Genomic DNA, 19910 nt, shown 5'->3' on the forward strand with positions numbered 1-19910 from the left:
TACAACTGCTGCACGCGATGGGCACCAGGCTGGCGCGTTCCTGTTCGCTTGCCGAGCTGTTCATGTCTCCGACCGTTGAAGACATTGCGTCGCTGATCGATTCGAAGCCGCGCAGCAACTCGATCGTGGTGCCGTTACAATCAGGCGCAGCGGACGAGGCGCCACTATTCCTGATCCATCCCGTCGGCGGACAGGTGAGCGTCTACCTCGAACTTGCGCGTGCGCTGGGCACACGCATGCCGGTTTTCGCCGTACAGGCCGGCGCTTCCGATGCGCAATACGGCTCGCTCGATGAACTGGCCGATCGCTATGCCAAAGCGATCATCGACACCTGGCCAGGCGGCCCTTATCGCCTGGCCGGCTGGTCCTCCGGCGGCATCTTCGCGATGGCAGTGGCCGCGCGGCTGGAGCAACGCAATGCTCAACTCGCTTACCTCGGTCTGATCGACACCGGACTACCGCGCCGCGCGTTGCGTCCGGACGACGCCATGCTGGCCGCGCAACTGACGTCGATCGCGGCGCTTCGCGGCAAGCGTATCACCGAGGACGAACGCGCTGCCGTCAGCCAGCTGATGCAACGCGCAGGAACTTCGGATAGCTGGTTCGCTTTCCCGTACGACGATCCGGAGGTGATGACGCTGCTGAACGACGCATTCGGCACGAACTTCACGAACGAGACATTCACGGCGTTCCAGCAACAGGTCGCGGCTGCCGCCGGGCATCTGAGCCTGCTCGGCGAGTTCGATATGTTGCCTTTGTCAGTCAGCATCCACCTGGTGTGGAGCGATGGGTCCATCAACCGCTCACGCTACGCGGAGGATTTTTCACGTACGCTGACGGTGAGCGATGAGGTGGTGGTGGATGGAGACCATTACGCCATGCTGAAAGGGCCGCACGTCGTGACGCTGGCGCAGGCACTGTTGTCGGCGATCGCCAACCTGCAGTTGACGGGGTCCTGATGGTCGAACGTTCGCGCAAGCGCGCCATTGATCGAGGTGGATAAGGCCCCACGAATGGATACACGACGAGATGCCAAATCTTCCGATTAACCAGTTTTGATCTTGCAAACGAACCATGCGCAAACTGATCTGCTTTCCGTTCGCTGGCGCGGGCGCCTCATTGTTCCGGCCGTGGGCCGAAGCGTTGGCCGACACGCTCGTGGTGACGGCCGTGCAACTGCCAGGCCGAGAAAACCGCTTCGCCGAGGAATCCTACACGCAGGTCGAGCAGGCGATCGACGATCTCGATGCCGATCTCGACGCGCTGCTCGACGGTGCGACTGACATCACGCTCTTTGGTCATAGTCTTGGCGCGGTGCTGGCGTACGAACTCGCGCTTCGAATCGACCGTGCGGCGCCGGATCTGCCGTGCCGACTTGTCGTCAGCGGTTCGCCGAGCCCATCGCGGCCGCGTGTGCAACATGCATCGGGTCTCAGCGACGCGCAGTTTCTCGCGCAAGTGCGCGAATTCGCCGGTTATAGCCACCCGTCGCTCGACGACCCGGAGATGCGCGAGTTGCTGCTGCCCGTGTTGCGCGCAGATGTCGAGATGCACGAAGCTTATTCCTCGCACGACAAGGCGCCGATCGGAATGCCGGTGATTGCGGTGCGGGGCCGCGACGACGAACTGGTCAGCGCGGCCGAACTCGCCGCGTGGCAGGCAGTAACCACCCGGCCGCTGCAGACGCTTGAAGTCGATGGCGGCCATATGTATCTGACGGACCACCCGCAACCGCTGTTCGGTCTCCTGCGGCAGACCATGGCGCTCGCGTGAAGGAGGCCAGGTGCAGCTCGAAGACAAAGTAGTGCTGGTGACGGGTGCGGCGCGCGGCGTAGGCCGCGCCTGCGCGAGCCGTTTCGCGGCGGAGGGCGCGCATCTCGTGCTCGTCGATATCGCCGCGCCAGTCGAAGGCGTCCCTTACCCGCTCGGTACCGCGAGCCAACTCGACCATACGCTCGAACTCTGTCGGGCCGAGGGCGCCGCGGCGCTCGCGATGACTGCCGATGTGCGCGATCTCGAATCGGTGCGCAATGCGGTCGCGCAGGCGCTTGCCCGCTTTGGCCGCATCGACGTCGTGCTCAACAATGCAGGTATCGCGGCGCCGTCGGGTAAAGCCGCGCACCATATCGAAGAGGACGAATGGCAACTGATGATCGACGTCAATCTGTCGGGCGCGTGGCGGGTGATTCGCGCTGCGGCTGCCGGCATGCTGGAGCGCCGTGTGGGTAGCATCATCAACGTCGCGTCGACTGCGGGGCTGGTGGGCTATCGGCATTTTGCCGGCTATGTGGCGGCCAAGCATGGCCTGATCGGTTTGACACGCGCCGCCGCGCTCGACTTCGCCCCGTTTCAGGTGCGAGTCAATGCAATCTGCCCGGGCTCGGTGCGTGACGACGCGGCTGTAGAAGGCCGGATGCTGTCGGAGATTGCACGCTCGCTGTCTGTTCCCGTCGACGAGCATGAGGAAACCTTCGTGCAGGCACAGCCGATGAACGCGCTGATCGAACCGGAGGACATCGCGTCAGCGGCCGTCTGGCTCGCCTGCGACGGTTCGCGCCGTGTGACAGGGACGGTCGTGACGGTCGATGCTGGCTTTACCGCGCGTTGACGCATCTCACCGTAGCCGCACCCGCCATCGAGGTCTTCCGGGGTCCCGGGTCCGAGGTAGAGCGTCTGCGCGTGCAATCGTTGAAAGTCTCAAGTCTCGTTGTTCCCATTGCTCATGAAAGTGCCCACCGCCATGCCCCCGATCGAGCTTCTTGCACCGGCACGTCCGCTCGCGGCAGCTGCTCCGCCGATGCGCCGCGTGCCGCTCGCCGCCGCCTGCCACGCGTTGCGACTTCGCCTGCCCACTACGCTACCCACAGAGACCCTGGAATCGCGCCTGTCTGAATGGGTTGTCGGCGAATCCGCGCGTGGCCGCGCGATCACGCCGCCGCACCCGTGGATCGAGCCTGTGCCCTTTAACGCCGACACGGATGCCGCGCAGCGCCGCCGCGAGGCCGAACTGAATCTGGCGCTCGGCCTGCGCGACGCATCGCCGGTGCGTGTCACCCTGCTCAGTTATGCGAATGGCGCTGCCGATCTGATCCTCGTCGCAAGCCGGGCCGTGCTTGACGCTGCCGCGCTGCGCAGGTTGGGGTCCATGCTCGTCGACGAACCTGCCGATGGGACTCGCAACGACGACGCATGGCGCGATGTGGTGAAGCATGCACACGTCGAGGCCGGGCGTGCGCGGGCTGACGGCACGGCGGCCACCTCCGTGCCGTGTACCGGCGATCGGCTTGACACGGCGTTGCGACGTTGCACCTTCGGCGAGCGGTTCGACTGGGCGCGCACCGATGGCGTGCGCGCCGCCCCCTCGATGACGCGCGCCGCCCGCCACATAGCCGGTCCGCTGCCGGCCGACTGGACGCCGCAGATGCTCAGCGCGGCCATCGGCATCGTGATGGAGCGTTTCGACGCCGAATGCATACCCGTGCTTGGCGTGATCGACGCGTCCAGTCGCGGTGACCACGACGGCGACTCATCCGATGGCGCGCTTGATCGCGTGGCAGTACGCATGCTGCCCGTCGCTCCGATTTCGGCCAGCGCCGATGTCGAATGCACGGTGGCAGCACTGCTCGATACCCTTGCCGACTGCTGGACGGCTGCGCCGGTATGGGATACGGAAGCGACGCGCGCGGCGCTCTCAATACCGACCGGCACTGCCGGCGATATCGCGGTCGGCTTGTTGCTCGATACCATCGCAACGGACGCGTCGACAGGTACACCACCCGGCAGCGATTACCGCGCGTGCCTTGCACCGCCGTTCGCGCTGACGCTGATGCCAGTGGCCGTCGAGAACCAGCGCGGTGTGGTGCTGGCCTGCGACTACGATCCAGGATGCTTCGACGCGGCGCGCGTCGAAGCATTCGGCCTCGCGGTGCTGCATGTGCTCGCAGAACTACAGCGGCACTCCGAGGGGGGAAGTCATGCGCGGATAGCGGACATCGCGCTGCTGGAACCGGCCCGCAGCGCCGCGATCGCGACGCTGCGCACTGCGGCCGTTGCGTTGCCCGCACGGCAGGCGCAACGTATCGAACAACGTATCGATCAACACGCGGCAGCGCGTCCCGATGCCTGTGCAATCTCGTGCGCAGGCGAGCGACTCAGCTATGCCGGACTCGCCCATCTTTCGCGCCGCCTGGCGATTGCGCTGCGTGCCCACGGCGTACGCCCGGGCGATCGCGTGGGTGTCTGTCTCGAACGTACGCTCGAACTGGTTCCGGCACTGCTCGCAGTGCTGTGGGCGGGAGCGACCTATGTGCCGCTCGACCCTGCTTATCCCGAGGAACGGCTCAGGTATACGATCGACGACGCGCGGCCGTCGCTGATCATCGGCGCAAGCGCAAACCTGCCGGCGAGCGTCGCGGTACGGGTGCTCGACGTTGCCCAGTTGCTGCAACACCTCGACGGCCGCGACGACGTTGGCGACATCGCCGCGCCGCACCACGACGACGGCCCTGGCGCCGCCGCGTACGTGATCTACACGTCTGGTTCGACCGGACGACCCAAGGGCGTCGTCGTGCCACACCGCAACGTGCTGGATCTGATCGCCGCGACGCAGGACGACTTTGGCCTGACGTCGACTGACGTCTGGACGCTGTTCCATTCGACCTCCTTCGATTTCTCCGTTTGGGAGATCTGGGGCTGCCTCGCGACTGGCGGCCATCTGGTCGTCGTGCCCTACGAAACATCGCGCGCACCCGACGACTTCCTGCAACTGCTGGCGCATGAGCGCGCGACCGTGCTCAACCAGACGCCGACCGCATTCGCACAACTGCAACAGGCCGAGCAACGCATGCCGGCCGCGCTGGCGCTCCGCCTCGTGATCTTCGGCGGCGAGGCGCTTGACGCGCGGACGCTGCTGCCGTGGTTCGACCGGCATCCCGAATCGACCTGCCGCGTCGTCAACATGTTTGGCATTACGGAGACCACCGTCCATGTGACGGCGCAGACCATCACGCGCCTTCATGCGCTGAACGGATCACGCTCGGTCGGTCGACCGGTTCCGGGCTGGCATGTGTACGTGATGGACTCGCAGCAGCGAATAGTCCCGCCCGGGGTGGCGGGAGAAATCTACGTAGGAGGCGCAGGTGTGGCCGATGGCTATCTGCAGCGCGACGACTTGACCGCCCAGCGCTTTCTGATCGACCCCTACACGGGCGGACGTATGTACCGGAGCGGCGACCGCGGACGCCTCGACGCCGAAGGTCGGCTCGAGCATCTTGGCCGGCTCGACCGGCAGGTGAAGATCCGCGGCTTCCGGATCGAGCTCGATGAGATTCGCGCGGTACTGCTCGAATGCGCGAGCGTGTCGGCGGGCGCGGTGGTCGTGAACGGCAGCGGTGAGGCTGCCCGGCTCGATGCATACGTGGTGTTGTCGCGCGGCAATACCGCGCCCGTGCGTCGACAGCTTGCGCGTGTGCTTCCCCAGCACATGGTCCCTGCCACTGTCACCGCGGTGACGGAGCTTCCGCTGACATTGAACGGCAAGCTCGACACCGCGCGTCTGCCGACGCCGGTGCGCTCGGGTTTTGCGACCTTCGAGCCCGCGCCGGCGTCCACACGCCCTGAACTCAGCGCCAGGGGTGCGGATGGACCGGTCGGCGCGGGCATGGTAGCCGTCTTGCAGCGGATCTGGGCGGACGTGCTGCGCACGGAGGTCGGCCCGGATGACAATTTCTTCGAGCTCGGCGGCAATTCACTGTCAGCGGTTCGGATTGCGGTTGCAATCCGCGAGGGTGGTTACGGCAACCTGTCGATGCGTGAAGTGTACGTGCGGCAGACCGTGAGGCGAGTCGCCGCGTTTCTGTCCCAAGGCGGATAGACGGAATGCCATTCGGGAGCGACGCCGAAACAAGGCACGCCGAAGGCCGTCTCGGAAGGAATGCTCACGAACGGCTTTTACCGAATCGAAACGTCACGTTTTCCAGCCAGTCTGATCGCGTGTTGAAACATTATTCGCGCGGTCGCGAAGGTGTGAGACACGCGGGCGAATTGATCCGTCGACGTTTTTCCGTTGCCGGACATTGGCATGGTGTTTGCATACTTGATTAGCGTTTTCCGGAGACCCGACAATGAGTGTCAAAGAGGAAACCCGCCTGTCCCGGATCTTGATCAACCAGCAAGAGCATTACTCGACATGGCCTGACGACAAGACCGGCCGTGAATCGCCCGCACGCGCCGCGCACACAAGCGATGTGACGGCTGCATTTCGCTCAGAGGGTTGCCTCATGGCGCGTGCCGCGTTTTCGGCCGCGGAAGTCGCCGCGCTGGAGCATGAGATCAGCGGCGCGGCGGGGGAATACCACCCCGAAGCAACCGTCGTCGAAGAAGGCCGGCAATCGGTTCGCTCGATGTATGGCGGCCATGCGAGCAGCCCTTTGATCCACCGGCTCATCTGCGACGAGCGCCTGATGGCGCCTGCGATGGAACTGCTAGGCGACGAAGTTTACCTATATCAGTTCAAGATCAACACCAAGGCGCCGCTAGTAGGCGACCGGTGGCCATGGCATCAGGACTACGCGTTCTGGGCTCATCTGGACGGCATGCCGTCGCCGGATGCAGTGACGGTCGCCGTCTATCTCGATGAAGTCAACGAGTTCAATGGCCCGCTGTTCTACATCCCTGGCGGCCACCGCGCAGGCCTGCATCGCTGCGAGCCGGCTACCTGCGCAGGTATGGCGCTGGGCGGCTCCGACGTATCGGCCAATCTGCGCTTTACGCTGAGCGCCGACGTGGTCGGCGCGCTGGTTGCGGATCATGGCCTGCGATCGGCGCATGGGCCCTCCGGTTCGGCATTCTTCTTCCATGCCAATCTCCCGCATGCCTCGGGCTTGAACCTGTCGCCCTACAGCCGGCGGCAAATCTTCATTACGTATAACGCAGTCGGCAATGCGCTGTCACGTTCGCCCAAACGCGCGGAATTTCTCGTGGCTAGGTCGAACGAGCCGTTGCGCGCTATCTCCGGATCCCTGCTGGCAGCGTAGGACTCAGGACAGCAGGGAAGGACTATGAAAGGAATCATATGAGCGCTTCACTCCAGCACAGCGTCGACATCCGCGAGGTCATTGCCCGATCCGGATCGGGCCAGCAGCGTTTTTTCGACAGTGCCGATTTCTCCTGGACCCGCGCCATCGAGGCACGCTGGCCCGGCTTGCGGGAAGAGGTCGGCCGGCTGCTAGTGGCGGTCGACCGGCTGCCGGGTTTTGAGGACATCCAGCACGAACAACGGCAACTGAGTACCGACAAGCGCTGGAAAATCTTCCCGCTACACGTGTATGGCCATCATTTCGCGCGCAACAGCGAACGTTGCCCGCAACTTGCCGCGTCGCTCCGCGAGATCCCGCACCTGCGCGCCGCCATGCTGTCAATCCTCCAGGCAGGCAAGGTGTTGCATCCCCACGAAGGCCCGTACAACGGCGTGCTGCGCTATCACCTCGGCCTCGTCGTGCCCGAGCCCGAACAGTGCGGCATCACGGTTGGCGGCGAGACGCGGCGCTGGGAAGAGGGGGCGTCGCTCATCTTCGACGACTCCCACACGCATCAGGCCTGGAATAATGGTACGCGCGACCGTGTCGTCCTGTTCGTCGACTTTGATCGTCCGTTGCCTTCTGCGCTCGCACGCCGCAACGAAATCGAGATCGCTCGGATCTCCCGCAGCAGCTTCATCATGGATGCGATCGATGAATGGCATCGCTGGGAAGCAGCATACGGCGCCGAACTGGATCGTCGGCTCAGCGGCGCGGGCGAGTCCGACAACGCAGAGGCCGACGCACAATGAACCGGCAGCCCATGGTGTATCGCCTCATTGAACCATTGCATATCAGCGTCGCGCTTGTCTACGTACTCACGTTTTCGCTCATCGAGCGCCTGATTTCCGCCGCGCTGGAGCCCGGCTTTCTGCTGCTGGATATCCCGATTCTCAAGCGCTGGATCCGTGCTTCGACGTTCTCCGCGACGCTAGCCGGCGTGCTACTCACGCAGGGTTTTGCGTGCGTACTTGCGAGCACGCCGCCGACGACAGCGCTTGCCTGGCGGATCGGATTGGCAGTGCCGATGCTAATCGGCCTGAGCTTGCTGTCAGTGGCTCACTCGCGACTGACAGCCCAGCCGTGGACCATCGCACAGTTCGAACGCAGGCATCAGACCAGGTCGATCGAACGCATCTTCTCGAAGCTGTTGCGCAACCCGCTCGATGCGCACTTCGCGAGGTTGTTGATCGCGAACTCGCTGGTCATGCTGCCTGCTTTTGCCTGCTTGCTCGTCATCCGGCCGTTTAGTTTCGCCTGCCTGTTTTGCTTCATCTCCGTCTGGCTGATATCGGGATCAGACCAGGAGACGCTCGATCACACCGATATCCATAACAACGTGTTTCGCGGCGCGGCGCATCTGTCGCCCACGCAAGGCGTGTTGCTGAGGGGCATGCACCTGTGGCTGCGTCTCGGGCTCAATGCGATGCACGGCAGGATCCCGCATTTCTATCGCGCGCAACACGTCTATATCCACCACGTCGAGAACAACGACCTCGGCGATCCCCAGTCGACGCTACGCTATGACCGAACCAGCTTCTTCGACTTCTGTCGGTTTGCGCTAAAACTCGGCCTGAGCTTCACGTTTGCTGCCGACGTCTTCGCCTATCTGGCCGCGAGGAGCAATCGCCGCCAGATCCGGCTGCTCGGGTACGGCATCGGCGGCTGGTTCCTGATGCTTGTCGTGATTGCCTGCTTCAATCCCGGCGCGGCGTTGGCTCTGCTGCTGATACGTCTTTCGGTGGGCGTTCCGACCGCAATCGACGTCAATTTCTGGCATGGGCTGGCCGACCCCGACGACCCTGGGAATATCGCGCGCAACACCATCAACATCCTCTATCAGGACGAGGAAGTGGCCGGTATCGGCGCCATGCATGCCGCGCATCACTATCGGAGCGGCGAGCACTGGTCGCGCCAGTGCCAGCTTTCACACGCTGCGGCCGGCCAGATGCGAGACCGGGGGATGTTGCTGTTCAATAATTATCTGGCCACCAAGTTCACCAAGATGCTGCTGTTGTGCCGCTTCGACGTAATCGCTCTGAGCACCCATCCCAGCAACGAAGAAGAGATCGACTACGGTCGCCGCATCCCGGAGATCCGCAGGCGGCTCGCCCCATGGCGCCCGGTGCACAGGAGCGACACCTATCGGCTCCTTGATCGCACACTGGGCGCGATGTACGCCTATGGGCTGCCTATCGTGCCCTTGCCGGCGATCGATCCGGCCGCCGCCCCGTACCTGCGCTAAGGCCCAGGAAGCCCGACGCCCCCTGGCGCTGTGATGACGGCGCTTCGCGAATCTACCCATGCTTACCTATCTCTTTCGTCATTCGCTGGTCCCCGTCATCCTTGCGATTCTGGCCGGCCTCGTCGGTGGTGCGGCCAGCTCGGGCCTCGCCATCGTGACCGGGCGCGTCGTATCCGGCGCTTCGGCGCCGCTTGGTTACGCGTGGGTCTTCCTGCTGCTCTGCCTCGTCGCGGTGACGTCGCGGTGTTTTTCCGAAATCACCCTGGTGCGGCTTTCGCAAGACGCTACTTATCGTCTGCGCATGGAGCTGAGTCGGCAACTCATGGACACACCGCTCATGAAGATCAACGAGTTTGGAGAATCCGAACTGATCGTGATCGCCACAAGCGACGTCGGGCGCTTCATCAACGCGCTGCAAACGCTTCCGACCCTGTTCTGCAACATCATCGTGATTCTCTCATCGATCTCCTACATGGCCTGGGTCTCGTGGCGCCTCGCCGCGGCGCTGACCTGTGTGCTCGTGATCGGGGTCTACGTGTACCAGCGCGTCGAGCGTCGGCCGCTGGACGACATGACGCAATACCGAAAGCTACTCGCGGGGAACTACGAGAATTTCAAGACGATCATCCACGCCAACAAGGAGCTCAAGCTCAACCACGAGCGCGCCGAAGCGTTCCTTGCGGTCGATGTCGAGAATCTGACACAGCGTGCCCGGTCGCTCTTCGTGCGCGGGATGACTGGTTATTCGTGGCTGCATCACGTTTCGGACATGGCCTTCTATTTGATGATCGGCGCGGCCTTGTTCATCGTGCCGCTGCTTTCTTCGGAGCCACGCGCCAATCTCGCCTCAGTCGCGATTGTGATGTTGTCATTGGTCGGCCCTGTGTCAGAACTTGTCTATTCCATCCCGACGTTGCGGCAGTCGAACGTTTCGATGCGCAAGATCGAGCGGTTAACGAGCAGGTTGCTCGGATTGAAACGGGACACTGCCCTGCCGCCGCTCGACGCAGCTCACGCCGATCCGTTCGCAATGCGCGGTCCCTTGCGGCTCGATCTCGAATCGATCGCGTTTCACTATCCGGCCGTTGGAGACAGCGAACGGTTCGGTGTCGGGCCGATCGACCTTTCCGTGCGCGCAGGTCAAATCCTGCTGATTTCGGGCGGCAACGGTGGCGGCAAGACCACGCTCGCAATGCTGCTGCTTGGCCTCTATCCGGCCGACAGCGGGCGGATAACCCTGAACGGGGTGCCCGTGACGGATGACAACGTCAAATGGTATCGCCAGCATTTCTCGGCAATCTTCACGGATTTTCACCTGTTTGACTGGCTGCCGGGCGACATCGATGCCGATACGCTGGCCCGTGTCGATCGCTATATCGGCGAGCTGGGCCTCGTGGGAAAAGTGCGCTTCGTCGACGGCCGGTTCTCCACCACCGATCTGTCCAGCGGCGAGCGCAAGCGGCTGGCGTTGCTGGCCGCCTACATGGAAGATCGGCCTGTCTGTTTCTTCGACGAGTGGGCGGCCAATCAGGATCCGCGCTTCAAGGAAGTGTTTTATCGCCGACTTTTGCCAGAACTACGCAAGCAAGGCAAGGCAATCATCGCGATTTCGCACGACGATGCCTATTTCGACTGCGCCGACCAGATCGCGCGTATCGACGACGGGCGCTTACACATGGTCGGAATGAACGCCGCGGCCGATCACGTCTTTTCAGCCTGACATGCGAAGCACCTCGCTGCGATACAGCGTGCTCGCCGACTCGCCCGGCCCGGCAGGCCTCGGTGGAGCGCACGCTCGGCGCGCCTGCTGGAGATGCAGGCCGTCTAGTGGAATCCCCCATCCTGCAAGTCTGAGGCCTTTGCTAGACTGCGTCGACCTTCCGGCCCTTCAATTAAATTCAATGAACCGCATGACGCGCGGTCCCCTGCCGCACCTCAGCCCGCGCGTGAAGCACATCGCAACGCTCGCGTTACTGTGCATGCTTTGCATCGCGAGCATGTGCGGCGTCTACTGGTATGCGCAGCGCAACGGCACGCAGACCATGATCGATAACGCGCAGCATCGCCTCGATCTGTATGAGAGCGCGTTGACCAGCACGCTGACCCGCTACGACTATCTTCCCAAGCTGATCAGCCTGAATCCGAGCACAGTGCTGCTGCTTCGGAATCCCGGCAACAGCGAGATGGCCGTCATGCTCAATCGCTATCTCGCGGAGGTCAATGCCGGCGCGCACGCTTCGGCAATCTACGTAATCGACCTGGATGGCAAAACGATCGCGGCAAGCAACTGGAACCGCCCGGACAGTTTCGTCGGCGAGAACTACTCCTATCGACCGTATTTCGTCGATGCGCTGCGAACCGGAAGCGGCCGCTTCTACGGCCTCGGCACCGTCAGCCGCACACCCGGGTACTACTATGCGACGCGGATTCACGATGCGGACGGCACAAAGGTCGGTGTGGTGGTGATAAAGATCGATCTCGACATGATAGAGGCGATGTGGAAGCGCAGTCCCGAGACCTTGATCCTCGTCGATTCGAACGGGGTGGTGTTCCTGACTTCGTTCGCGGCTTGGAAATATCGTACGCTGAAGCCGCTGTTGCTGGCCACGCGCAAGCGCATAGAAAACACGCGCCAATACGAGATCGTGGGTGGACTGGAGCCGATCGGCCTAGTCGAGGCCCGCCGGCTCGACGAGCACGCCACACTGCAGACGATCGCGCGAAAGCTGGCCCCACCATCGCGCGCGGGGTTGTCGTTTGAACCGGAATTCATTGCCGTGACCCAAGCCGTTCCGGGAACGAACTGGCAGATCATGTCCTTTTCTGATACCTACTCGATTCGCCAAGCGAGCCGCAGCGCGGCCTTGCTTGCGGGTTTCGGCTTTGCCTTGGCGGCGATCGGTTTCCTTTACCTGATGCAGCGCAGGCGTATCGTCGCGCAACAACTGGCGATGCGGGCGACGCTTAAACAGATGAACGACGAACTCGAACGCAAGGTGCTGCGCAGGACGGAAGCGTTGACGAAGGCGAACCGCAATCTGCGTAACGAGGTGACAGGCCACCGCAGGACCGAACAGCAATTGAAGACGACCGTGGAAGAACTTGTGCAAGCCGGCAAGCTTGCCCTTCTCGGCCAGATGGCGGCGAGCGTCACGCATGAGTTGAACCAGCCGCTCGTCGCGCTGCGGATACTATCGGATAATGCGATTCAGTTCCTGAAGATCGGCCGCAACGACGAAGGCATCGACAATTTGCACTCAATTGTCAGGCTGACCGAGCGCATGAGCAGCATCACGTCGCAATTGCGGCGCTTCGCCTATAAGTCACCCGCTTTTCTCGGCGTCGTCGAGATCGACCGTGTAATCGCTAATGCCCTGTCGCTGATGGATCTGCGGATTCGCCGCGAAGGCGTGATGGTTGCGCGTGAGCCGGCCACAACCGACCTTTGCGTTGTGGCGGATCCCAACCGGTTAGAGCAGGTTCTAGTCAATCTGTTCGCGAACGCGCTCGATGCGATGGAAAGTTCCGCAACGCGGATCCTGTCCATCAGGGTGATCGAAGAGGCAGATGGCGTCGCGATCGTCGTGTCGGACAGCGGAGCGGGGATCGGATTAGAGAATCTAGATCACATCTTCGAGCCATTCTTTACTACCAAAAAGCAGGGCGTCGGGCTCGGCCTTGGGCTCGCCATCTCGCAGGGCATCGTGCGCGATATGGGCGGCAGGTTACGCGGAGGTAACGGCGCTCACCGCGGCGCTGAATTTCACTTGCATCTGCATATCAGCGTTCCGTGCGAGACCTAAACTGACCAGGCGTCGTTAGACGGAATTCTGTCAATCTGCAATTCATGTGCAACGGGAAGGGATGAGCCGAATTGATTGATATGAACGACCCTCACCCATCGGTAATAACTGCGTGAGCTATAAGCCAGTGCGCGCTGATCGAGATGGATTTTTTGTTGGCTCACCCTGCTGACAGGGAGGTATCCGTCATGACGCATACGATCGTTGGTGTAGACATCGCAAAAAACGTGATGCAGGTTCACTGAGTCGATCCAGAGACTGTTGAGATCGTGAATAGGCTTGTTAAGCGCGCGGCGTTTCTTGAGTACTTCGCCAATCGCAATGCCTGCCTCATCGGGATGGAGTCTTGCAGCAGTTCGCAACACTGGGCTCGACGATTGATCGAGATGGGCCATCAGGTAAAGCTTATGCCGGCAAAATCGGTCAAGGCATTTAACATCCGCAACAAAAGCGACGCGGCAGACGCGTGAGCAATTTGAATAGCGATTCGGATGGCCAGCAAATCGGTTGCTGTGAGGACCGAGGCGCAGCAGGCGGTCCTCGCTCTACATCGCATGCGCCAGCAGTTGATCAAGTTTCGCACAATGCAGATCAACAGCCTGCGTAGGTTGCTAATCAAATATGGCGAGGTGATGGGCGTTGGTCGGGCGGCGTTGGACAGGGCGGTCGTGGGAGGTTCATAAAATAGATATACTGGAAACGCGCACCACCTAATATTTACGAAGCGACGCTTCGCAAACTTCATAACCAAAATGGGGGCGACTCGAACAGGTCTCTTCATGTCACGGAGACATTCAGCCGGAACACACACTAAGTGTTCAGGCGAAATTGGTTTGAAATTTTGGTACCGTATGCGCCGAGAAGGTTGCAAACTTCGTCATCGATAGGAAGGCAGTTTCCCCACCACGGCTGCCTGCCTGTCAGAGGTCCGCAAGATAATTGCATCCAGGTCAATCTGCTTGAGCTCGCGTTGCTTACTCGTGTTGTTGGCCCGCATCTTCGGCTTCACCGGTTCGCCCCGGTTGGTCCGCGAAGGCGAGCCCGAGATGCGCCGGTTGTCACGCTCCAACTGCACCCGTCGAGACAGCGTGAGAACGTGTCCAAGGCGCTTGTTATCGATCTCGGCACCTTGGCCTACATCCGAGAGCCGATCGTACTGGCGATAGGTCAGGGCAGTGCCTTTCGCTACGATTTCGATGGGACCATCCGGGTACTCGTACACGTCCAGATAATGATGAATCCATTGAAGTCGGCTATGAAGTGGGGCGCATACGCTTTGGCGGCCTCCTTTGTATTCATCTTGCGCAGCCTCAACTCTTTGACCAACCGGTCCTGCAAGGTGAGATTGGCCCGCTCCACGCGTCCCTTCGCCTGATTGCTGTTGGCACACAGCGTTTACACATTCAACTCGTACAAGGCCCGCCCGTATTGGGTCACGCCCTTGTCGGGCGTGCTCGCGTGCTGGTTGCAGTGAAACACGCTGGCCTTGTCGCTATAGAGTGCCACGGGCTTGCCGTGCGCCTCGATGTATTTGCGCGTGGCCTCGAAATAACTGAACGTCCATTCGGTCGCCGTAAAGTGCAACGCCATCAGTTGGCTTGTGGCATCGTCAATAAACACCAGCAGCGTGCACGCTGGCGCCCGGTCTTCAAACCACCGGTGATCGCTACCATCGATCTGGATCAGCTCGCCCAGGCACGAACGCCGGTTCCTCGGCTGATGGATCTTGGGCGGGCGCTGCTTGCGTGGAATCCACAGGCCGGCGTCGGTCATCAGGTGGCGAACAGTCTCCTTGGAAAGCGTTAAACCATGACATTCGCGCAGCTTCTCGCAGGCAAGCGTTGGGCCAAACTCGGCGTATCGGTCGCGAATCAAAACCAGTGCCCGGCATGCCGTTACCTCATCAAGCTTTCGATTGCCTGGACGACCTCGCGCTGCCGAGCCCACACCGGCTGCGCCCGTTTGCTTGTACCGCAGCACCAAACGCTCGACTTGGCGCACCGTCAAATTCAAACGCTCAGCCGCCAGGCCCGGTTTGAGCATCCGGTCCACGACAGCCTGAATCACTTTAAGACGATCGAGTTCGCGCATATTTAGTGTCACCAGTCCGGTTGGTTTCATGGCGAACTCCCATCGTCTGATCGGAAGTTCCCAGCTTGGCACCAACAGCAGAACACGACATTTCTATATTGCCAATTCATAGAACACCCCAACGTTGTACTGGGCAGGTGCATAGCCGCCTTTTGCGGACTTCATCATCCATTGCACCGCTAGGGCGTCGTCCTGTTGCAGTCCTAACCCCTTCAGATAGGCGTAGCCAAGCCTGTTTTGGGCTGGCGCGTAGCCTTGGTCCGCGGCTTTCTGATACCACATCGCAGCCACGCTGTCGTCTCGCACCACCCCAACGCCCGCGCTATACATCCGGGCCAAGGTATGTTCGGCCTCGGGCTGTCCTTGTTTGGCCGCCAGCCGAATGGCGCGGGTACGCGCGTCGTTTGCATCACGTTGCCGAGTCTCAATCGCCCCATTTGCATCGCCCTGGACCAGCTCGCCGATGTGATCGGATAGCATCGGCGCTGGTGCGATCTGGGACGCAGCGATAGATCGGGCTGCCAACATAATCAGGCCAATGCAATGCACCCGCTCAACCAGCGGCGCTTCTGTGACCATCCGTCCATAGTGAACCTCGGCATTCCGTATTTTTTTATCTGCATGCATTCATGGGGCGACACCAAACGAGCGTGATCAGTCACCCGGGCGGTCGGTCAAATTCCCCTATATGAACGGCCCCCTTTGCGCCAGTTTTTCGTGTGTTTTGACGAACGAGATAAGTTGCAGCTCTATATTCGACCTTGTTGCAGACGTTACAGCCGCTGCGGGTCCCTATGAAATCCGCTGACTCGTGCCTCATTCCGGGTGAGAGCTCGAAGCTCTGAGGAATTTTCAGGTTTGACGAGTCCCGGTCTTACCTGTGTTGTCATTACACTTGATTGCCAACGCAACTTTTGATAAGGTTTCCTGCGTAATCGCCTGCTCTTCAACGGAGATGGTACTCAACTGGCTTCACAGTCGCGTAATCCTTCCTGTATGGCTTGTCGTGTGCCAGTATTGCCCAGATCATTCGCGCCATCTTGTTAGCCAGCGCGACCATCACAATATTCAGTGGACGCCGCTTTTTCAACTGCTCGATCCATTGTGAGGGCTGTTTTGAGTGAAACAGCACGCTCCGAGAACCGTGAATAAGTAGCGTGCGTAAATAGGTATCCCCCCGTTTGCTTATGCCTAACAATTGAACCTTCCCACCTGAGCCAGTTTGCCCAGGTACTAGGCCCAGCCAGGCGGCGAACTCGCGCCCTGACCGGAACGATTTCGCATCGCCCATCGTCGCGACAGCAGCCGTAGCGGTCAGCAGACCTACCCCGGGGATCTCGGCAATCGCTTTAGCAGCCTTGTCTTCCTTCATCCACATCTGCAACCGCCGTTCGATTTCGACGATCTGATCGTCAAGCTTCGTCAATCCATTCCATTGTTCGCGTAGCGTGTCGATCAGCATCGTCGGCAAACGCTCCGAGAGTTTCGCCAAGACTTCTGGGATTGCTTTATCGAGCGCACTCCGACTTGTGCGCATAACCTCACCGTACTCGGTCAGTAAGCCTCGCAAGCTGTTGATCTGCATCGTACGAAACTTCACCAATTGCTGCCTCATCCGGTGCAGTGCCAGTACGGCCTGCTGCGATTCTGTCTTGACAGCGACTGCCTTGCCTGGCATCTGCGTTGCCATCCAGATTGCACGCGCGTCTGCCGAATCGTTTTTGTTGCCGATGTTGAATGCCTTTACGAACTTCGCCGGCATGAGCTTTACCTTATGCCCCATCTTCATGAGTTGGCGCGCCCAGTGCTGAGCACCGCCACAAGCTTCCATCCCGATCAGACAGGGTGCACGATTTGCAAAATGTTCTAGAAACGCTGCCCGCTTGATTGGTTTGTTGATAACCTCGCCGGTTTCCGCGTCAATCCAATGCATCTGCATGACATTCTTAGCAATATCTACCCCAACTATCGTATGGCTCATTTTGAACTCTCCGGTTGGCTTCGAGGACCTTCATGATCTTCCAGTTTTGGGCCTGATGTGGTCGATCTGGGCGGATCCGTCTCTGTCTGCATGTCCTCGCCGATAGGTGGGGGCCGTTCATATCATTCCGGGTATGGTCACTTCAAACTCCCCCATCTGACGACCGTCGACTGAGCTGACGGGAGAAGTGTCGCAGGACGTCTATCTTCGTCTCCTTCGAACAAGAGGGAGTTCAGGGAGTGAACGTCTTGAAGCCGCACCTGCAAAGCACCGTATTCACACTACTCGAGCGTAACAAGAGCCAGCGCCAGATCCAGCGGCTGACGGGCATCGACCGCAAGACGATCCGCCGCTATCAGGCGATCTTCGAGTCGCAGAAGTCTGGGTCAGCAAACTCCTCCATGGTGACCGCCGGCTCTGAATCGGCAGTCACGCAAAGTCCCCCATCGCCGCGACCACCGGCTACTGAGGCTTCCAGCAAGGCGACAACGTTCAATTTCGCCCGCTCCGCAAGCGAACCGCATCGCGAGTGGATCGAAGAGCAGGTCCGCCTGAGGCGAAACGCGCAGGCGATCTATCAGGATCTGGTCGACCAGTTCGCATTCACCGCGAGCTACGAGAGCGTCAAGCGTTTCGTGCGCGCCTTGCGCCACATTGATCCCGAGCAGTTCGACCGTCTCGCGTTCGCCCCCGGCGAAGAAGCTCAAGTCGATTATGGCGAAGGCGCACTGACCCGCGATCCGAAGACCGGCCGCTACCGACGCCCGCGGTTGTTTGTGATGACCCTTCGGTACTCAAGACGCAGCTTCCGGCGCGTGGTCTGGAAGTCCAGCAAACAGGTCTGGGCGCAGCTTCACGAAGAAGCCTTCCGCTACTTTGGCGGTGCGGTTAGCTACGTCGTTCTCGACAACCTCCGGGAAGGCGTCATTACGCCGGACCTGTATGAACCCGAGATCAACCGGCTCTACGAGGCGATGCTAGAGCATTACGGTGTCGTCGCCGATCCGGCCCGTGTGCGGGACCCGAATCGAAAGGGGACCGTGGAGAACGCGATTCAACATACGCAGGGCACCGCGCTCGCCGGCCGCCGTTTCGAGTCGCTCGAAGCCCAGAACGAATTCCTGATGCACTGGGAGGCAAACTGGGCGGCCAAACGAATCCATGGCAGCGCCCGGCGACAGGTCGAGGCCATGTTCCAGGAGGAGAGGCCGCATCTGCGGGCGTTGCCGACCACCGGCTTTCGCTACTTCACGGAGGTCGTGCGTACCGTCTGGGACGACACCACTGTCAACATCGATCGCAGCAACTATGCGGCACGACCTGCACCGATCGGCAGTCTCGTTTCAGTGCGGATCTACGATTCCACCATCGAGATTCGCGATCGCCGTACGCAGGCGTTGCTGCGCACCCATCCTCGCGCCCAGCAGGCCGGTTCGCTTGAACTGCCAGAAGACGAACGCCCGTTCAATCCGTCCCGTCAGAGCGCCTTCCTGCTCGCGAGCGCGGCGGACATCGGGCCGCAAACAAAGGCGCTTTGCCAGCATATGTTCGACAGCGAAGGTCGCGTCGGCCATCGCGCCATGTGGGGCATCGTCGGTCTAGCGAAGAAGTATCCCGCCCGGCTCGTTGAACAGGCCTGCGATCACGCATTGCGTCATCACGTCTACCGCTACAAACAGGTGCGCGCGATCGTCGAGCGGCTGTTCGAACAGGCACTCGAGCGGCTCGATCAGGCACCGCAACTCGAACTGCCTCTCACGCAGGATCACCCGCTGATCCGTTCCGCCGCCGAATACGGCGAACTCTTTACCCTCGGTGCGCAGCACGGCGCCGAATCTCAACCTCCGACTGGAGAAACACAGGCATGACCATGACATTACCGGAAATCGAACGGGCTCTCGGACAGCTCCGCCTGTCCGGCGTGCGCGACACACTTGAAACGCGCGTGTTGCAGGCCCAGGGCTCCCAGCAGCCATTCCTCGAAACCTTCGCGCTGATCCTGCAGGACGAACTGGATCGCCGCCAGTCCCGGCTCATCGAACGCCGCTACAAGCTCTCCGGCCTCGAAGAGAAACTCACGCTCGCCGAATTCGACTGGGCCTTCAATCCCAAAGTGCCTCGCCAGGCCTGCTTCCAGCTTCACACGCTGAAGTTCATCGCCGCCGGCGACAATGCGCTGATCATCGGTAAACCAGGCACCGGCAAATCGCACGTTGCGAAGGCTGTCGCCTACCAGGCGGTCCTGCAGGGCCACAAGGTGCAGTATCTTGAGACCGACGACTTCTTTAACCGTTACGCGCTGAGCCCGGCGGCTCAGCGCGAAGCCCGACTGCGAGCCATCCTCGAGAGCGATCTGCTCGTGCTGGATGACCTGTTCCTGTCGCGTACGATCCCAGATGCCGCCGGCGCGCTGCTGCAAACGCTAATCCATCAACGCTACAAACTACATCGCAGCGTTGTCGTGACATCCAATCGCGTTGTGCAGGATTGGGGCGCATATCTAGGCGACAACACGATGAGCACCACGATCCTCGACCGGCTCATGCATCACTGCCACCTGCTTGAATTCGACGGTCGCAGTTACCGTCTCAAGGAAGCCGCTGAAACGCTTGCGCGGAAATCGAAAACCAGCTAAATAAAACCATTAGTCCTGCTGCACAGGGTGGGGGAATTTGCGCGACCATAAGTGGGGGAGTTTCAACTGACCGTCCGGG

Annotated in this window: 13 protein-coding genes and 2 pseudogenes; 12 read left to right on the top strand and 3 right to left on the bottom strand. The window is 61.0% G+C overall.

The features are described from left to right. The 10 genes and pseudogenes from HB633_RS30265 to HB633_RS31100 form a co-directional block, all read left to right on the top strand. A partial coding sequence (locus HB633_RS30265) for a thioesterase domain-containing protein (RefSeq protein ID WP_255581292.1) occupies positions 1 to 959 on the top strand: 959 nt, incomplete at its 5' end. Positions 960 to 1074: 115 nt separating this feature from the next. Beyond that, positions 1075 to 1773, top strand: a complete 699-nt coding sequence (locus HB633_RS30270; RefSeq protein WP_213781810.1) for an alpha/beta fold hydrolase — start codon at positions 1075 to 1077, stop codon at positions 1771 to 1773. 10 nt (positions 1774 to 1783) lie between these two features. Continuing rightward, on the top strand, positions 1784 to 2608 hold the full coding sequence (locus HB633_RS30275; protein WP_213781811.1) for an SDR family oxidoreductase: 825 nt from the start codon (positions 1784 to 1786) through the stop codon (positions 2606 to 2608). 114 nt (positions 2609 to 2722) lie between these two features. Then, the gene (locus tag HB633_RS30280) at positions 2723 to 5872 is read left to right on the top strand and encodes an amino acid adenylation domain-containing protein (protein WP_213781812.1); all 3150 of its coding nucleotides are present in this window, start codon (positions 2723 to 2725) and stop codon (positions 5870 to 5872) included. Positions 5873 to 6122: 250 nt separating this feature from the next. Continuing rightward, positions 6123 to 7034, top strand: a complete 912-nt coding sequence (locus HB633_RS30285) for a phytanoyl-CoA dioxygenase family protein (RefSeq protein ID WP_213781813.1) — start codon at positions 6123 to 6125, stop codon at positions 7032 to 7034. A 38-nt stretch (positions 7035 to 7072) separates the two neighbouring features. Beyond that, positions 7073 to 7828, top strand: a complete 756-nt coding sequence (locus HB633_RS30290) for an aspartyl/asparaginyl beta-hydroxylase domain-containing protein (protein ID WP_213781814.1) — start codon at positions 7073 to 7075, stop codon at positions 7826 to 7828. Further along, the gene (locus HB633_RS30295) at positions 7825 to 9321 is read left to right on the top strand and encodes a hypothetical protein (protein ID WP_213781815.1); all 1497 of its coding nucleotides are present in this window, start codon (positions 7825 to 7827) and stop codon (positions 9319 to 9321) included. The genes HB633_RS30290 and HB633_RS30295 overlap by 4 nt, the downstream gene beginning before the upstream one ends. A 58-nt stretch (positions 9322 to 9379) precedes the next feature. After that, positions 9380 to 11041, top strand: a complete 1662-nt coding sequence (locus HB633_RS30300; RefSeq protein WP_213781816.1) for a cyclic peptide export ABC transporter — start codon at positions 9380 to 9382, stop codon at positions 11039 to 11041. Between the two features lie 190 nt (positions 11042 to 11231). After that, complete coding sequence (locus tag HB633_RS30305; RefSeq protein ID WP_213781817.1) at positions 11232 to 13124, top strand: ATP-binding protein; 1893 nt, start codon at positions 11232 to 11234, stop codon at positions 13122 to 13124. A 188-nt stretch (positions 13125 to 13312) separates the two neighbouring features. After that, a pseudogene (locus HB633_RS31100) lies at positions 13313 to 13792 on the top strand (transposase); the annotation flags it as partial. Positions 13793 to 14001: 209 nt separating this feature from the next. On the opposite strand, the pseudogene HB633_RS30315 reads toward HB633_RS31100, so the two are convergent. The 3 genes and pseudogenes from HB633_RS30315 to HB633_RS30325 form a co-directional block, all read right to left on the bottom strand. Then, a pseudogene (locus HB633_RS30315) lies at positions 14002 to 15245 on the bottom strand (ISNCY family transposase). Positions 15246 to 15308: 63 nt separating this feature from the next. After that, positions 15309 to 15842, bottom strand: a complete 534-nt coding sequence (locus tag HB633_RS30320; RefSeq protein WP_213781819.1) for a tetratricopeptide repeat protein — start codon at positions 15840 to 15842, stop codon at positions 15309 to 15311. A gap of 319 nt (positions 15843 to 16161) precedes the next feature. Then, positions 16162 to 17196, bottom strand: a complete 1035-nt coding sequence (locus HB633_RS30325) for an IS110 family transposase (protein ID WP_213781820.1) — start codon at positions 17194 to 17196, stop codon at positions 16162 to 16164. A gap of 203 nt (positions 17197 to 17399) precedes the next feature. Between HB633_RS30325 and istA the strand changes: the two genes are divergently transcribed. Together istA and istB are read left to right on the top strand one after the other, a co-directional pair. Further along, positions 17400 to 19064, top strand: a complete 1665-nt coding sequence (gene istA / locus HB633_RS30330) for an IS21 family transposase (protein WP_346730391.1) — start codon at positions 17400 to 17402, stop codon at positions 19062 to 19064. Beyond that, positions 19061 to 19831, top strand: a complete 771-nt coding sequence (gene istB, locus HB633_RS30335; RefSeq protein WP_213781822.1) for an IS21-like element helper ATPase IstB — start codon at positions 19061 to 19063, stop codon at positions 19829 to 19831. Before istA ends, istB begins: the two co-directional genes overlap by 4 nt. Positions 19832 to 19910: the final 79 nt, after the last annotated feature.

It is taken from the genome of Caballeronia sp. dw_276 (assembly GCF_018449635.1).
GTDB lineage: Bacteria > Pseudomonadota > Gammaproteobacteria > Burkholderiales > Burkholderiaceae > Caballeronia.

Bases quoted from the DNA above. Each gene is read 5' to 3' on its own strand.
- HB633_RS30270 (WP_213781810.1), top strand. From the start codon at position 1,075: ATGCGCAAACTGATCTGCTTTCCGTTCGCTGGCGCGGGCGCCTCATTG.
- HB633_RS30280 (WP_213781812.1), top strand. From the start codon at position 2,723: ATGAAAGTGCCCACCGCCATGCCCCCGATCGAGCTTCTTGCACCGGCA.
- HB633_RS30285 (WP_213781813.1), top strand. From the start codon at position 6,123: ATGAGTGTCAAAGAGGAAACCCGCCTGTCCCGGATCTTGATCAACCAG.
- HB633_RS30290 (WP_213781814.1), top strand. From the start codon at position 7,073: ATGAGCGCTTCACTCCAGCACAGCGTCGACATCCGCGAGGTCATTGCC.
- HB633_RS30295 (WP_213781815.1), top strand. From the start codon at position 7,825: ATGAACCGGCAGCCCATGGTGTATCGCCTCATTGAACCATTGCATATC.
- HB633_RS30300 (WP_213781816.1), top strand. From the start codon at position 9,380: ATGCTTACCTATCTCTTTCGTCATTCGCTGGTCCCCGTCATCCTTGCG.
- HB633_RS30305 (WP_213781817.1), top strand. From the start codon at position 11,232: ATGACGCGCGGTCCCCTGCCGCACCTCAGCCCGCGCGTGAAGCACATC.
- HB633_RS30320 (WP_213781819.1), bottom strand. From the start codon at position 15,842: ATGCATGCAGATAAAAAAATACGGAATGCCGAGGTTCACTATGGACGG.
- HB633_RS30325 (WP_213781820.1), bottom strand. From the start codon at position 17,196: ATGAGCCATACGATAGTTGGGGTAGATATTGCTAAGAATGTCATGCAG.
- istB (WP_213781822.1), top strand. From the start codon at position 19,061: ATGACCATGACATTACCGGAAATCGAACGGGCTCTCGGACAGCTCCGC.